The organism is Neoroseomonas lacus (genome assembly GCF_014644535.1).
Lineage (GTDB): Bacteria > Pseudomonadota > Alphaproteobacteria > Acetobacterales > Acetobacteraceae > Neoroseomonas > Neoroseomonas lacus.
Genome location: NZ_BMKW01000006.1, coordinates 41,769 through 56,789 on the forward strand (window position 1 = coordinate 41,769; position 15,021 = coordinate 56,789).

The 15,021-nt window shown below is 65.6% G+C and carries 14 protein-coding genes; all 14 read right to left on the reverse strand.

The features are described from left to right. Window positions 1–91: 91 nt before the first annotated feature. The 14 genes from IEY36_RS12755 to IEY36_RS12820 all read right to left on the reverse strand — a co-directional run bounded on the left by IEY36_RS12755 (window position 92) and on the right by IEY36_RS12820 (window position 14,915). A complete protein-coding gene (locus IEY36_RS12755) occupies window positions 92–1,081 on the reverse strand; it encodes a hypothetical protein (protein ID WP_188967461.1) in 990 nt (329 codons plus the stop codon). A 265-nt stretch (window positions 1,082–1,346) separates the two neighbouring features. After that, on the reverse strand, window positions 1,347–1,763 hold the full coding sequence (locus tag IEY36_RS12760) for a response regulator transcription factor (protein ID WP_188967462.1): 417 nt from the start codon (window positions 1,761–1,763) through the stop codon (window positions 1,347–1,349). A 114-nt stretch (window positions 1,764–1,877) separates the two neighbouring features. Further along, window positions 1,878–2,534 carry a response regulator transcription factor gene (locus IEY36_RS12765; protein WP_188967463.1) on the reverse strand — a complete coding sequence of 219 codons (657 nt, stop codon included), beginning with the start codon at window positions 2,532–2,534 and terminating at the stop codon, window positions 1,878–1,880. Continuing rightward, entirely contained in the window at window positions 2,531–4,132 is a 1,602-nt protein-coding gene (locus tag IEY36_RS12770) for a sensor histidine kinase (protein WP_229681290.1), read from the reverse strand. The genes IEY36_RS12765 and IEY36_RS12770 overlap by 4 nt, the downstream gene beginning before the upstream one ends. A 366-nt stretch (window positions 4,133–4,498) precedes the next feature. After that, a complete protein-coding gene (fdhD, locus tag IEY36_RS12775; RefSeq protein ID WP_229681291.1) occupies window positions 4,499–5,314 on the reverse strand; it encodes a formate dehydrogenase accessory sulfurtransferase FdhD in 816 nt (271 codons plus the stop codon). Beyond that, window positions 5,311–6,315, reverse strand: a complete 1,005-nt coding sequence (locus tag IEY36_RS12780; protein WP_188967464.1) for a cytochrome d ubiquinol oxidase subunit II — start codon at window positions 6,313–6,315, stop codon at window positions 5,311–5,313. Before IEY36_RS12780 ends, fdhD begins: the two co-directional genes overlap by 4 nt. Next, complete coding sequence (locus tag IEY36_RS12785) at window positions 6,308–7,657, reverse strand: cytochrome ubiquinol oxidase subunit I (protein ID WP_188967465.1); 1,350 nt, start codon at window positions 7,655–7,657, stop codon at window positions 6,308–6,310. The genes IEY36_RS12780 and IEY36_RS12785 overlap by 8 nt, the downstream gene beginning before the upstream one ends. Further along, window positions 7,657–9,963 (reverse strand): FdhF/YdeP family oxidoreductase, encoded by a 2,307-nt coding sequence (locus tag IEY36_RS12790; protein ID WP_188967767.1) that lies wholly within the window; start codon window positions 9,961–9,963, stop codon window positions 7,657–7,659. The genes IEY36_RS12785 and IEY36_RS12790 overlap by 1 nt, the downstream gene beginning before the upstream one ends. Window positions 9,964–10,135: 172 nt before the next feature. Further along, on the reverse strand, window positions 10,136–10,780 hold the full coding sequence (locus IEY36_RS12795; RefSeq protein ID WP_188967466.1) for a YoaK family protein: 645 nt from the start codon (window positions 10,778–10,780) through the stop codon (window positions 10,136–10,138). A gap of 195 nt (window positions 10,781–10,975) precedes the next feature. Further along, on the reverse strand, window positions 10,976–12,100 hold the full coding sequence (locus IEY36_RS12800) for an oxalate decarboxylase family bicupin (RefSeq protein ID WP_373290324.1): 1,125 nt from the start codon (window positions 12,098–12,100) through the stop codon (window positions 10,976–10,978). A 215-nt stretch (window positions 12,101–12,315) separates the two neighbouring features. Beyond that, window positions 12,316–13,158 carry an alpha/beta fold hydrolase gene (locus IEY36_RS12805; protein WP_188967468.1) on the reverse strand — a complete coding sequence of 281 codons (843 nt, stop codon included), beginning with the start codon at window positions 13,156–13,158 and terminating at the stop codon, window positions 12,316–12,318. Window positions 13,159–13,284: 126 nt separating this feature from the next. Next, window positions 13,285–13,857, reverse strand: coding sequence for a DsbA family protein (locus IEY36_RS12810; protein ID WP_188967469.1), 573 nt, complete (start codon window positions 13,855–13,857; stop codon window positions 13,285–13,287). Beyond that, window positions 13,854–14,366 (reverse strand): redoxin domain-containing protein, encoded by a 513-nt coding sequence (locus IEY36_RS12815; RefSeq protein WP_188967470.1) that lies wholly within the window; start codon window positions 14,364–14,366, stop codon window positions 13,854–13,856. The genes IEY36_RS12810 and IEY36_RS12815 overlap by 4 nt, the downstream gene beginning before the upstream one ends. A 30-nt stretch (window positions 14,367–14,396) precedes the next feature. Beyond that, window positions 14,397–14,915 carry a Dps family protein gene (locus tag IEY36_RS12820; RefSeq protein WP_188967471.1) on the reverse strand — a complete coding sequence of 173 codons (519 nt, stop codon included), beginning with the start codon at window positions 14,913–14,915 and terminating at the stop codon, window positions 14,397–14,399. Between the last annotated feature and the right edge of the window lie 106 nt (window positions 14,916–15,021).

The window sequence follows — 15,021 nt, forward strand, 5'->3', positions numbered from 1 at the left end:
AGTCCAGATTGCGCGGACACCATCCGCCCAAGCGAGCAAGGCTTCTTCCAGGATCGCGTGGAGACTTGCGGATTGGCGCGGCGTCGTAGATCTAGAAGCTGACCCTGACGCCGACACTCCAGCCGGTGACGCCGTCGCCGACGATGCCGGAGCCGCGCAGGCTGACCGCGCTAACCCCGGGCAGCAGCTGCCCATCGGCGAATTCGAGCCCCCCGCCAAGCTCCGCGAATCGCGAGAATCCCAACGCATCGTTGTTCTGGCCGAGCATCCAGGTGCCGGATGCGAAGGCGATCCAGCGCACCGAAAGGCTGCCGACCTCGAACCCTGTGGGGCCCTTGAGCTCGACGCTGGCGGTGGCCACGCTGAAGCCATTTGTGATGTCGAATGCCGGATCGCTGGCGCTCAGGCCGATATCGGCAATCTGGTTGAAGCGCAGGCCGGCCTGCAGCGTCATCTGTCTGCCGAGGTCGCGCTCGTGCAGCGCGGCCACGGCGCCGCCGATGAGCAGACTGTCGAGAGATACATTCGTCAACAGGCCCCGCGTCGCCTGCGCCAGCACGGGGGCAACTACACCACTGAAGCGCGCATCGCTATCGATCCTGGTATAGCCGACCAGGAAGATCGGCCGGATAATGGTCTTGCCGCCCAGCGCCTCGAGAACGGGGATGTCGACCCCGACGCCACCGAGTGCTGTGACGGCATCGTAGGTGAAGCGCGCCCCGGTTGCGCCGTAGCCTCGGTCAGACACGATGTCGTTCTCGCGGCCGTGGTTATAGCCGCCCGTGAACTCTACATACGGCGCAGCACCTCCGAGCCAGCTAGATTCGACAGGTGCGAAACTGTGCGCGACGGGCACCTTGTAGCTGTCCAGATGCAGGCCGCCTGAATCGTAGGTCGCCGCGCTGATGCCCGGCACCCCGCCGAAGATCGAGAAGGTATGGAGGGCGCCGGCGATGTCGCCCGCACGGGCGACATCAGCGAGGGATTCGCGCAGCGTCTGCGCGGATGCCATGGCGGGCGCACCGGACAGAAGCAAGGTGATTGGCAGGCGGCGCAGACAGGATCGGACGGGATTCGTCATGGTGCTTCAAAATCCTCGCTGATCATGCCTGCATTCGAGCCCGTCGGACCCCGTCACGGAGCGTCGCGCTCGTGATCGTCGTGGTGCTTCGAAAGGCGTCGCTGTGCTGCCTGGGTGCCGCCGAGCGCCCGCCCGGTGTTGCAACCACGCCGGATCAGAGCCGCTCGGCCTCGCGCCAGTCGGCCATGGTGACCGTCGCGCTCGGAGCGGTGCGCGCCACCCGCATCGTCGTTCGTGATCGAGAATTCCGACGGAGTTGCCGCCGTCAGGCCGAGTGTCCGTCTGCCAGGTGGCCCGACCCATCCCTGCTGCCGCCATCAATCAGTGCCGCGGCGACACAATGCGCGATGGTGTTGCCGTCCACGGGTTTGCTCAGATAGGCCTTTGCGCCGGCCTCCATGACCCTTCGCCGGATCGCCTCGGTAGGAAAGGCCGTCATGAAGATCATTGGGAAGCGGCGACCGGCACTCAGCAGACAGGCCTGAAGCTCCGGGCCGTCCATGCCCGGCATCTGCACGTCAAGGATCATGCAGGCCGGATTCTGGTGCCCTTCTTCATCGAGAAACGCCAGGGCGGACCCGTATCCGCGGGTTTCATAGCCGAACGAACGCAACAGGCTGGACAGTGCGTTCCGTACCGCTTCGTCGTCATCAACGATGGCAATCTGAGCAAAGTGGCTCATCAGTCAGGGGACCTCGGTGCCGTGCCGCACGACGAGGATCCATCGTGCGGCTTCGTGTCTTATCGCCGCTGATGGCTGGTCTTGGAACTATACAGAGGTTTGCAAGGTGTCAGACTATGGTCGCGGCAGGCCGAGGGCTTCCGCCTGGCGCACGAGCTCGGCCAGTGACTTCGCCTGCATCTTCCGCATCGCATTGCCCCGGTGGATCTTGACGGTGATCTCGCTCAGGCCGATGCGCCCGGCGACCTGCTTGTTCATGAGGCCGGCGACAACATGCACCATGACTTCTCGTTCGCGCGGAGACAGCGTCTCGTAGCGTTCGCGGAGATCGATGGCCGCTTCGGTGGTCTTGCGCCGCTGTCGGTCCCGGCCCACGGCGGCGGCGACGGCATCCAGCATGTCCTGGTCCCTGAACGGCTTGGGCAGGAAATCCACCGCACCGGCCTTCATGGCGCGCACGCTCATCGGCACGTCGCCATACCCCGTCATGAAGACGATCGGCATCGCGACGCCAATGCGCGCCAGCTCACCCTGGAGATCGAGGCCGCTGATGCCGGGAAGGCGCACATCCAATACGATGCAGCCTGGGATATCGGGGACCGGCGTGCCGAGAAGTTCCACCGGCGAGGCGTGCTGGCGCGTGGCGAAGCCCACCGAGCGCAGCAGGCTGTCGAGCGACGCCCTTACGGACGCGTCATCGTCGACGATGATGACGATCTCCTCCGCAGGAGGTTTCTGCGCGGGCGCGCCGCCTGGACCTGACTTGATCATGCTGCGGCGTGCTCCTGGATGACGGCAGGGAGGCTGAGGCGGAAGACCGCGCCCTCACCCGGGCGGCTCTCGACGGACAACCGTCCTCCATGCGCCTCGGCGGTGGTCCGGCAGATGGCCAGGCCCATCCCCATCCCCTGCTCGCGGGTCGTGAAGAAGGGTTCGAAGAGCCGCGAAAGCTCGGCCGGTCCTATGCCGGGGCCGTTGTCCGCAACGATGACAGCGATACGCCCGCCCTCATCAAGGCTGGCGGAGACGCGTATCAGGCGTGGCTCATCACGCACGGCCAGGGCCTGGCCCGCATTGATCATCAGGTTGACCATGATCTGCTGGAACTGAATCCGATCGCCGCGTACCGGGGGCAGGTCCGGTGCAATGTCGATCGTGAGGTCCACCTGAGCTGCCAGGAGCTCCCGTTCCACAATGAGAACGGACTCGTCGATGATCGTCGTCATGTTCAGCAACTCCTGCTGGAGTGGCGCCTTCTTCACGAAGGATCGGATGCGCGCGACGATCTGGCTCGCCCGGTTGCCTTCGGCCACGATGCGGCTCAGCGCCTGATCGACTTCCGCCAGGTCCGGGGAAGCGCGGCGGAGCCAGCGCAGACCGGCCTCCCCATTGGTGACCACGGCCATCAGAGGCTGGTTCACCTCATGCGCAATGGACGCCGAGAGCTCGCCGAGCGTCGCCGTGCGAGCGGCATGAGCAAGACCAGCCTGTGCAGCAAGCAGCGCGTCCTGTGCCTGCCGGCGTTCCGTGATGTCCACCAGGAAGATGAGCACGCTTCCGTCGGGATCGTCCGCCGGGGGGAAGGTCACTGTGTACAGCAATGGCGTACGGCTGCCATCGGCGTGCAGGAGCTCGGACTCACCTTCGAAGAATGGTTCGCCGCGCGCGAAGGCGTCCAGGGTCTCGGCAAAGATGCGGTCACCAACGATGCGGAGATTTTCGGCGCTCGCATCGACGGGTTTGGTGGCGCTGCGATTCAGAATGCCGAGCATTGCCGGATTGACGTCGATCATGCGCACCAGGGTGCGGATGCTCCTGACCTCCTGCAACGCGCCGTCATGGGTAGTGGCGAGATCGTGCCACGATACGGATCCCAGACCATGCAACGCGGCGCGAATGCCGCGCCAATCTTCCTCGATGACGCCGATCCGACTTGTGTTGAACATGCGGCGATAGCGGCCTTCGCTCCGCATCAACGCCGAGGTCGCGGCACAACCCTGCAACGCCAGCACCGCCGTAATGCCGATGGCCGAAAGGCTCACCATCGCTCGAAATGTCGCGGAGCCGACGGACCGGAATCCGTGTGTTTCGAAATAGGCGATCAGCGTCAGCAGCAGCGTGCCGCCGGCCGCCATGACAATGTCGCGGCGACGCCCAGTCCGCGCCGCCAGCAGGACGACAACGACATACAGCACGGCCACCGCGCCTTCGAGCGGCGAGATGGTGTCGAAGAGGAAGATCGCAACTGTCAGCAAAAGCGCGGTGGCCAGCAGCGCATTGCGGTTCGCAGCCGGCCCCGATCGTTGCCCGCCACGCCGCAACGATGCCGGTGGGCTTCGATGCATATCGGTCGTTGGATGTTCGCCCACGGATCCGCCGCCATTTCCTGACACGTGAACTGATACAGCAGTTCCCAAGCACGAACGATGCCATGGCTGCGGCGACACAGGAACTATACGGAGGTTTAGCGTCGATGCCGCCTGTGCGGAAGTGGACGCTACGCTTGCACGGGCATGACATCCGGCTCGCCATTCGCCAGCCGGGCGAGGAACGCAGGATCAACCCGCAGATGCGGGGTCACCAGCGCCGGCGGTCCAAGTAAACAGGCGGCGTTGGATCAAGGGTCGCTTGGGTGCCGCCACCTGCTGATCTGCGATGCCGTGGGTGGCGGGAGCATTATCTCGTCGGCGAGCGGCGCCGCCCATCCCATGCCGGCCCTTTATCGTCTCCGTGGTTCAGGGCGCAATACGGTGCGGATGTGTGCATATCGTCCGGCGCGCCCCCTTAGCCCAGGCCACGAGGGTCAGGCCTGCATCCTGCGCGATCTCGATCGCAAGCTGCGTCGGCGCCGACAGCGCAACCAGCACGCCGATGCCGGCGGCAACTGATTTCTGCACCATCTCATAGCTGCAGCGGCTGGTGATGACGGCGAAACCCTCCCCGGGATCCGCCGGCCCCGCGGCCAGCGCACCGATGAGCTTGTCAAGCGCGTTGTGACGCCCGACATCCTCGCGCACCAGCACGACGTCACCCTGCGACGTGGCCCAGGCGGCCGCGTGCACGGCGTGCACGCGCAGATGCAGGTCCTGTAGCGCCGGCAGGTTCGCGACTGCGTGCGCGATGGCGGAAGGGGCGATCACCTCGCCGGTCCCGACCGGGCTGAGCGGGCGGAACACCTGGTCAAGGCTGTCGACGCCACAAAGACCACAGCCTGTCCGGCCCACCAGGTTCCGGCGACGCGCCATCAGCGCGGCGAAGCGCTCATGTGTCACCGTCATCTCGACGGAGATGCCGCGACAGGTCGCGCGTTGTTCGATGTCGAGCAACTCGGTCGAATCCTCGAGAATGCCCTCCGACAACGAAAAGCCGAGCGCGAAATCCTCCAGTTCCCGTGGCGTCGCCATCATCACAGCGTGCGACACGCCATTGTAGACGAGCGCCACCGGGACTTCCTCGGCAAGGTCGATGTGTCCGAGCCGCGACATCCAGGCGGCCGAGCTGGCCGCCGGCACGAGGATCTCGGCCGCTGCGGCCTGCATCATCATCGTCATGACTCATATCCTTCCGGCGTTGTCTGGGCACTGCGGCGAAACACCCAATAGGCATTGGCCTGGTAGGCCAGCACCACCGGCAGCACGATGATGAGACCGAAGCCGATGAAGCGGAGGCTCTGCGGATCCGACGCGGCTTGCCAGATCGTGACGCTGTGCGGAATGGCGTAGGGCCAAAGGCTGACGGCCAGGCCAGCGAAACCGCACAGGAAGATCACCACGCCGAGCAGCAGGGGTCGCACGCGGCTTTCACCCCAGAGGCTGAACCACGTAGCGGCCGAAGCCAGCATGGCCAGCATCGGTACCGGGGCCAGCCACAGGATGGTTGGCCAGCCGAACCAGCGCTCGGCGATGCGCGGGTCAACCAGGGCGGTCCACAGACTCACCACGACGAGCATGGCGGTTGTCACGATCAGGGCTGCGTGACCGCCCTCGCGCGCGAACGTCCGAGTGGTGCCCTCCGAACGCCAGATCAGCCAGCCGGCACCCAACAGCGCGTAGCCACCCATCAGGCCGACGCCACAGAGAAGGCCGAGCACGCTCAGCACATCCGTCGCGCTGCCAGCGAACCGGCCGTCATGCACGGAGACGCCATTGATCAGACCGCCGAGGATCATGCCCTGCGCCAGCGCGGCGAGAACGGACCCGGCACCAAAGACGACATCCCAAGCTCGGCGGAACCGTTCGGCGTTGCCGCGGAAGGCGATCGCCACGCCACGCAGGATAAGCGCGAACAGCATTGCCATGACCGGCAGGTAGAAGGCCGATAGCAGCACCGCGAAGGCCGCGGGAAAGGCGGCCCAGAGCAGTGCCGCACCCATCACCAGCCAGGTCTCGTTGCCATCCCAGATGGGCTCCAGCCCTTCGATCATGGCCAGGCGCTCGACCTCGCGTGGGGCGGCGAGGGAGAGGATGCCGACGCCGAGGTCGAAACCGTCGGCCAGCACATAAACGATGCCGCAGAGCCCAAGCGGGGCTGCGAACATGACGGGTTCATCCATGGGCTTCACTCCGGCGATCAAGGTCGGTGGTGCGTGACGTGGCCACGCCGCGCAGGATCAAGCGTGTGGCAAAGCCGATGAAGACGACAAGCAGCGCGGCATAGAGCAGGAGGAACAGCAGCAGCGACGTCGCCACAGCCGCCGATGGCACAGGGGAGACAGCGTCGGCCGTGCGCAGCAGGCCATAGACAACCCATGGCTGGCGCCCGGCTTCGGTGACGGTCCAACCGGCGATCACCGCGACGAAACCGAGCGGGGATACGGCGATGGTCAGCCACTGGAAGCGCCGCGATGCGAACAGGCGTCCTCGCAGACGCAGGATGGCGCCGGTGATGGCCACCGTCAGCAACAGGATGCCGATGCCGGCCATGATTCGGAAGGCGAAGAAGACGATGGGAACATAAGGCCTGTCCTCGCGCGGCACCGCCCGCAGCCCCCGCACCTCGCCATTCCAGGAATGGGTCAGGTACAGGCTGCCCAGCCGCGGGATCTCCACGGCGAAGCGGTTTCGCTCGGCATCCATGTCAGGCCAGGCGAACAGCGTCGCCGGCACGCCGCGCCCACTTTCCCACAGCCCTTCCATGGCGGCGAGCTTGGTCGGTTGGTACTGCCGCGTGTTCAACCCGTGCATGTCACCAAGCACGATCTGCAACGGCGCGAGGATCAGCGCCGCCCACAATGCGAGCGAGAAGGCCTTGCGTGCCGCTGCCTGGCCCGGTTCGCGCAGCAGCTGAATTGCGGAGACGCCCGCCACCAGGAACGAGACGGTGAGGAAGCTCGCCCCGAGCATGTGCATCACGCGGTACGGATAGGAGGGGGTCAGGATCACCGCGAGCCAATCCGTCACATGGAAGATGCCATCGGCATCGCGCACCACTCCGCCGGGGGTCTGCATCCAGGAATTGGCGGCCAGCACCAGTGCTGCGCTCAGCAGTGTCCCGAAAGCGACGATGCAACAGGCGATCAGATGCGCGCCGCGGCTGATGCGTCCCTCACCGAACAGGACGATGCCGATGAAGCCGGCTTCGAGGAAGAATGCGACCAGGACCTCATAGGCAAAGAGCGGCCCGAGCACCCGTCCGGTCGATTGCGAGAAGCCTGCCCAGTTCGTTCCCATCTCGTAGCTCAGCACTAGGCCCGTCACCACGCCCATCGCAAAGCTGAGACCGAACAGCCGCGACCAGAAGCGCATGAGGTCGCGGAACACCGGATTGCCGGTGCGCCACCAGCGGAAACTGAGGAAGGCCACGAAGGCCGCTGTTCCGATGCTGAAGGTCGGCCACAGGATGTGAAATCCGATGGTGGCCGCGAATTGCAGCCGGGAGAGGATGAGCGCGTCCATCACACAGTCTCCCCGACACGCGGAGTCGCGCTGCGCACGATACGCACCGGGACCGCCTTGGAGGCCGGTGTGCCGCTGATCGGATCGTGCAGGTATAGCGGCACCAGCGGATTGGCTTCCGGATAGTAGGCGCCGCAGCATCGGTCCGGCAGCAGGTAGGGCACCACGGCGAGCCCATCGAGACTGCGCACCACGCCGTCGGTCGAGGCAGTGGTGAGGGTGACCCGGTCGCCTTCCGCGAGGCCGCGCCGCTGCATTTCCCGTTCGTTCAGGAACAGGATGTCGCGTCGGCCCCGGATGCCGCGATAGCGGTCCGTGAGGCTGTAGACGGTCGTGTTGTATTGGTCATGGCTGCGCAGCGTGGCGAGCCACAGCACCTCCGGATCGCTCTCGTGCTCATCCTCGTCGAGGCCGTCGAACACCAGGAAGTTCGCGCGGCCGGATGGCGTCATCCAGATCCGCTCGCGCGCCGGGGAAGCCAGGTGGAAGCCGCCCGGCACGCGAATGCGGGCATTGTAGCCCTGGAAGGCCGGCAGCACTGCCTCGATGGCATCGCGGATGCGGTCGTAATCCGCGGCAAAGCCCTCCCAGTCGATCGGGGAGGCCGCGCCGAGCACCGCCCGGGCCATGCCGGCGACGATGGCGATCTCGCTGCGCAGATGCTCCGAGGCCGGCGCATTGCGCCCGGCCGAGGCGTGCACCATCGACATCGAATCCTCGACCGTGATGGATTGCGTACCGCTGGCCTGCACATCGACCTCGGTGCGGCCGAGGCACGGCAGGATCAGCGCCGCGCGCCCGTGGACCACATGGCTGCGGTTCAGGCGCGTCGATACATGCACCGTGAGGTCGAGGCCGCGGATCGCCGGCCAGGTCCGTTGCCAGTCGGGGACTGCGGAGACGAAGTTGCCACCCATGCCGAACAACACGCGGGATTCGCCGCGCTGCATCGCCTCGAGCGCCGCCACGGTATTGTGGCCATGCGCGCGCGGCGGATCGAAACCGAAGTGCTCGCCGAGCCGGTCGAGGAAGGCGGCGGACGGCTTCTCGTCGATGCCCATCGTGCGGTCACCCTGCACGTTGGAATGGCCGCGCACCGGGCAGATGCCCGCACCCTCCCGACCGACATTGCCACGCATCAGGGCGAGGTTGGCCACCTGCTGCACGACCTCGGCGCCGCGCCGGTGCTGCGTCACGCCCATGCCATAGACCAGGATTGCGCGCTCCGCGGTCATGTACACCCCGGCCGCCTGCGTCAGCACCGCACGGTCAAGGCCGGATTTGCGCTCGATGTCCTCCCAGGCGGTCGCGCGAAGGTCGGTGGCCACGGCTTCGAATCCGGCGGTATGGCCGGCGATGAAGGCGTAATCCAGGAAGCGAGGAAGGTCGCCTTCCAGCGCGGCGTCGTCGGCCTCGAGGATTGCCTTCATGAGCCCCTTCAGCACCGCGGCGTCGCTGCCGATGCGCAGCTGGTAGATGCTGTCGCTGATCGGTGTGGAGGACATGCTCGCCATCTCCACCGGACTTTGCGGTGATTGAAAGCGTTCCAGCGCGCGTTCGCGCAGCGGATTGAAGGATATGATGCGCGCCCCACGTCGGGCGGCGTCGCGCAGCGAAGTCAGCATGCGCGGGCTGTTGGTGCCGGGGTTCTGCCCGAAGATGAAGATCGCATCGGCGCGATCAAAATCCTCCAGCAGCACGGTGCCCTTGCCGACGCCGATCGATTCCGGCAGGCCGACGCTGGTCGGCTCGTGGCACATGTTGGAACAATCGGGGAAGTTGTTCGTACCGAAGGTGCGAACGAAGAGCTGGTAAAGGAAGGCAGCCTCGTTCGATGTGCGGCCGGAGGTATAGAACTCCGCTGCATTCGGACTCGGCAACGCGGCCAGATGGCGCGCGATCAACGCGAAGGCGTCGTCCCAGCCGATCGGCCGGTAGTGGTCCGTCGCGGCATCATAGGCCATGGGGTGCGTGATGCGCCCCTGCATCTCCAGATCATGGTCGCCCCATGATTCGAGTTCGGTGACGCTATGGGCGGCGAAGAACTCCGGCGTGCAGCGATGGCCCGTGGCCTCCCACGCAACGGCCTTCGCGCCATTCTCGCAGAACTCGAAGGACGAGGTGTGCTTCGGATCCGGCCAGGCGCAGCCCGGGCAGTCGAAGCCGTCGGGCTGGTTCACCCGGAGAAGCGTGGCGCTCCCCCGCAATGCCGTGTCCTGGCCCAGCAGCGCGGCGCCGGTGGCACGCAGCGCGCCCCAGCCGCCGGCCGCATCATGGTAAGGTCGTATGATCCGCTTGCCCGACATCTTGGCCTTGCCCATTTCCGAAATTACGAGCCGCAGTGTCGAGTGCCTCGCCTGCGCGCGCTTTCGAAATCCTGAGCCGCGTTTCGTACTTGCCCGAGGCCGTGAGACGGCGACCGGAGACTGTCGCTTGATGCCGCTGTGATGGTCGTGAAGTCGGCACGGCACGCGTGCTTCAAGCCGACGTGATTTGCACGCCCCCGCCGTGGATCGGCACGCCCGGTCGCCGCCAAATCATTGACAAGACGATCAGCGCCGCGACCACGCCTGCGCCGGCGAGAAGTGCCGCCGGCAGACGCAGGCCCTCGATCGTGGCCGCGCCACCGATCACGCAGGCGATGAATGCAAGCCAGGTGGTAGCGTAGACGCCGGCTTCCGCGACACCGGTCTTGCCAAGACAGGCACGGGCCAGCGCATCCCCCACGCCGAAGAGAGCCCCAGTCACGTAGCTCCTGCCGATCGAAGCCCCGCCGATCGCCACATGGTTCGCGTTCTGCATCCCCATCGCGAGGGCGACGAACAGCAGAGCGGCATGTGCTGTCCATGGGCCGAGCAGCATCCAGGCCAGGGCGAAGCAAAGAACCTCACAGATGAGAACCAGCGGCAGGTGGGCCCGCGCCTCGACCGCTGACATCAGGGAACCCAGGAAGGCCCCAAGCATGAACGCGCCGATTACCACGGCCGACAAGATGATTGAGCGCGCATCGCCCCGGGCCAGTGCCATGCCGAGTTGCGTGCTGTTGCCGCTCATGAATGACAGATACAGATGTCCCGTTGCCATGTAGCCCACCGCATCGTCAAATCCGGCGAGCGTCGTCATCAGTGTCGCCTGTAAGAGGATTTGCCAACCCGGTAGTCGGTCGGTGGTCGTCAGGGATTCCTGAGGGCGGGTCATCCTTGGCCTTTGACCATGGGCGCAGCGTATCGGTGCCGACCGCATGTGCCGATCGACAACGCCGGAACGGCATGTGCTCGACAGGCGCCTGCATCAGCAGGCCGCCTGTCAGGGCATCAATCAGCGTACGACGGCACGCTTGTTGGGGTTGAGCACGGCCATGGCAGTGTCATCGAGATTGAGATGGTCGCGCACCAGCTCGGGTGGCGTCAGGGCCAGCCACTGGTTCAGCGCGACATCCTTGAATTCCGGCTTGTTGAAGACGTTCGGAAGCCGAACCGGCGTGGTTCCGATGTTCTCGATGTAGTGCGCCAGAGTCTTCGGCACATAGCCGACATCGCCGGCCCGGTAGTTGAAGGTCCGCGCCTTCGACGTCGCGTCGAACACGGTCATGCGCGCTTCACCCTGGATGTAGAACTGCCATTCATCGGCATCCGGGTGCCAGTGGATTTCGCGCATGGCACCGGGCTCAAGATCGATGATCAGGGCGGCCATGTTGGTGACGGGGAAATTCCGGACGTCAACGACGGTGGTGGCTCCGCCGTTCCATTGGCTGGGCGTGAGATCGGCACCGTGGATCGTGAACGGCATGGGGGGTCGCTGCTTGGGCAGCCTGGCGAGAACGTCTTCGATCGGCGCTGGAACGGGCAGCGGGAAAATGTACCGCTCCTTGGGCGGAAGCTGGGCGAAATGTTCCGCGGCAACCCCAAAGTTCTTGGCAATGACATCGATCGGCATATGCGCCATCAGCTCTGTCACCAGCAGCGTCTCGTTCTCGGAGAAATTGCCGTCGTCAAACACGAGAAGGAACTCGCAGCCCTCCGCAAGACCCTGGATCGAATGCGGAATGCCGGCCGGAAAGAGCCAGATGTCGCCGGCCTTCAGGTCGTCGACATAGACGCTTCCTTCGTGATCGACCACCGTCACGCGGCAGCGCCCTTCGAGCACGTAGCCCCATTCAGCTTCCTTGTGCCAATGCATCTCCCGGACCACACCGGCGCCGAGGCGCATGTCCACGCCGGCCAGGCCCTTGGCGACGGGCAGCTCCCGCACCGTCACTTCACGGGCCCATCCACCGAGTTCGAGGCGATTATGCGCCATCCCAAAGGAGAACTTCAGGTTCGGGATGGAGCCATTGTCGGTTGCCGGCGGTAGGAAGATGTCGGGATTCTGGCGATCGATTTCCACATTGCGCGGCCCGGGATCATTCGCACCGTATGCGCCGCGGATGGGCTTGGGGGATATCCGATGAAGACATCTATGTTTTCCTGATGAATCCGTTTGATCGCGTGAGCTAGGCCTGACCTGTGGGGACATGAAGTGCCGGCGGAGAACGTCATGCGGAAGTCACCGCATGCCCCCGGCAGCGATCGTCCCGGCACGCAAGCCGACGAGGCCGCTCCCCGACGCATCGTATGGGAGCGGCCTCGCCGGTCGGTTCCAGCCTGACGGAGAGCCGATCAGGCCCCCGCGAAGGCCAGCAGGTCCGGATTGATCACATCGGCATGCGTGGTCAGCATGCCGTGCGGAAAGCCCGGATAGATCTTGAGCGTGCTGTTCTTCAGCAGCTTGGCCTGAAGCAGGCTGGCATCGGCATACGGGACGACCTGATCGTCATCACCCTGCAGTACCAGGGTCGGCACGTCGATGCTCTTGAGATCTTCCGTCTGGTCGGTCTCCGAGAACGCCTTGATGCCCTCATAATGCGCCTTGGCGCTGCCGGTCATGCCCTGGCGCCACCAATTGTCGATCACGCCTTGCGAGACTTTCGCGCCTGGCCGATTGAAGCCGTAGAACGGACCCGCCGCGACATCGATGTAGAACTGCGCCCGGTTGGCGGCGAGGGCGGTGCGGAAGCCATCGAACACCTCGATCGGCGTGCCGCCGGGGTTGCTCGCGGACTTCACCATCAGCGGCGGGACGGCGCTGACAAGCACCGCCTTGGCGACGCGGCCCTGCGGCTGGCCGAACTTCGCGACATAGCGGGCGACCTCGCCACCGCCGGTCGAATGGCCGATATGCACGGCGTTGCGCAGGTCAAGATGCTCGGCGACGGCCGAGGCATCCGCGGCATAGTGATCCATGTCGTGGCCGTCCGAGACCTGGGCCGAGCGTCCATGGCCGCGACGGTCATGCGCCACGACGCGGTAGCCCTTGTCCAGGAAGTAGAGCATCTGGGCGTCCCAGTCGTCGGAGGAGAGCGGCCATCCATGGTGGAAGACGATCGGCCTTGCATCCCGCGGCCCCCAATCCTTGTAGAAGATGGCGACCCCGTCCTGGGTGTTGACGAAATTGCTGGTCATGGAAACCTCGACTCTGTCAGTGGTTGTTGACTTGGTGGATCAGCCTTGAAGCAGACCGCGGGCGGGATTGCTCCGACCTGGCGCGCGTGCAGCTCCATGTCTTGGATGTGCTTTCAATCCGGTTGCTCACCTCCTGCCATGACTTGGGCTCCCGCGGCGCACCGCATCTTCGATGCCCATCGCCTGCGCCTGCCGCAACTCGGCGACGAGGCTGTCGAGATCGCGCGGTCCGTCGTATCGGAAGCCGTTGATGAACAGGGTGGGCGTGCCATTGACACCGCTGCGCACGCCGCCGCGGAAATCGTCGCGGATCTTCTGGTCAAAGCGCCCGTCGAAGGCTTCCGCCACGACACCCGCAGGCAGGCCCAGGCCTTGGCCATAGGCCAGCAGATCGCGCTCACCGAGCGCCTCCTGGTTCTCGTACAATAGGTCATGGGCCTGCCAGAACAGCCCGGCGCTCGCTGCCATCTCGGCGAACTCCGCGGCGCGCATCGCGTGCGGATGCATTTCCGTCAGCGGAAAGTTGCGGAAGACGAAGCGCAGCTCGTCCCCCATGGCACGCTGCACGGCCTTGAGGATGGGATAGGCCTCGCCGCAATACGGGCATTCGTAGTCACCGTATTCGACGAGCGTGACCGTCGCGCCGGCCGATCCCTGCGCATGGTCGCCGGCACCGACCGGAATGCTGAGCCGGCTCACGACACAGCCTCCGCCGCACCGGTGCGCGCCGCGATGTCCTGCAACGCCTCGATGATGCCGTCCGCACCGGGATTGATGCCGAGCGGTGCGACATGGCTCCATCGGATGACGCCATCCGCATCGATGACGAACAGGGCGCGCTCGGTGATGCCTTCCTTCTCGCGGTAGACACCGTAGCGTCGCGCGACCTCGCCCTTCGGCTGGAAGTCGGCGAGCAGCGGAAAGTGCAGCTTGCGCTCCGCGGCGAAGGCGGCGTGGCACCACACGCCATCGACCGAGATGCCGACGAGCTGCGCGCCAAGGCCACGGAACTCGGACAGGATCTCGTTGTACAGCGCCATCTGGTCACCGCAGACCGGGCTCCAATCCGCGGGATAGAAGGCCAGGATCACCGGGCTGCCCCGAAGATCGCCGAGCGAGACCATCTGGTCAGGCGTCGCGGGCAGGCTGAACGCCGGGGCCATGGCCCCGGCCTGCAGCGCCGCGTTGGGATAGGTGGTGGACATCATGGGCCACTCGCTGGTTCGAATGGTGCGCGGTCAGCGCGGGGCACGCGTCGATTCGAACAGGAACCAGGCCCGACGTTCGGCTTCGTCGATCCAGACTTCGATGGCACTGGTCGAGGCGGAGTCGTTGTGGGTCTCGCACACGGCGTGCGCGGCGCGCAGGAAGCCGACCATCCGGCGATTGTCCTCGGCGAGTTCCGCCAGCATGTCCTCCGGCGTCACATAGTCCGCGTCATTGTCGGCCAGGCGCTGCAGGCGGGCGATATGGCCGATCGAGCGCAGCGTGGTGCCGCCGACCTTGCGCGCCCGCTCGGCCAGCGCGTCGGTGGTGGCGAAGATCTGGTCGCCCTGCTCGTCGAGCATGAGGTGGTAGTCGCGGAAATGCGGACCGGACATGTGCCAGTGGAAGTTCTTGGTCTTCAGGTACAGCGCGAACATGTCGGCGAGCACGCCGGTCAGTGCCGCGGCGATGTCCTTCGTGGCGTTCTCGCCAAGGTCGGTCGGGGTGCGCAGCGGCGCCTTCTGGCGGGTCGAGAGGGTGGCGTCGGTCATCGTGCTTCTCCGTGGTTCGGGCCCGTCCGCCGTGTCGTCCGCCCCCGGCATCGTGCCGGTCTGCGGTCTGGTCCCGACGGGCGTTGTTCCCGTGGCCAGAGTTCTA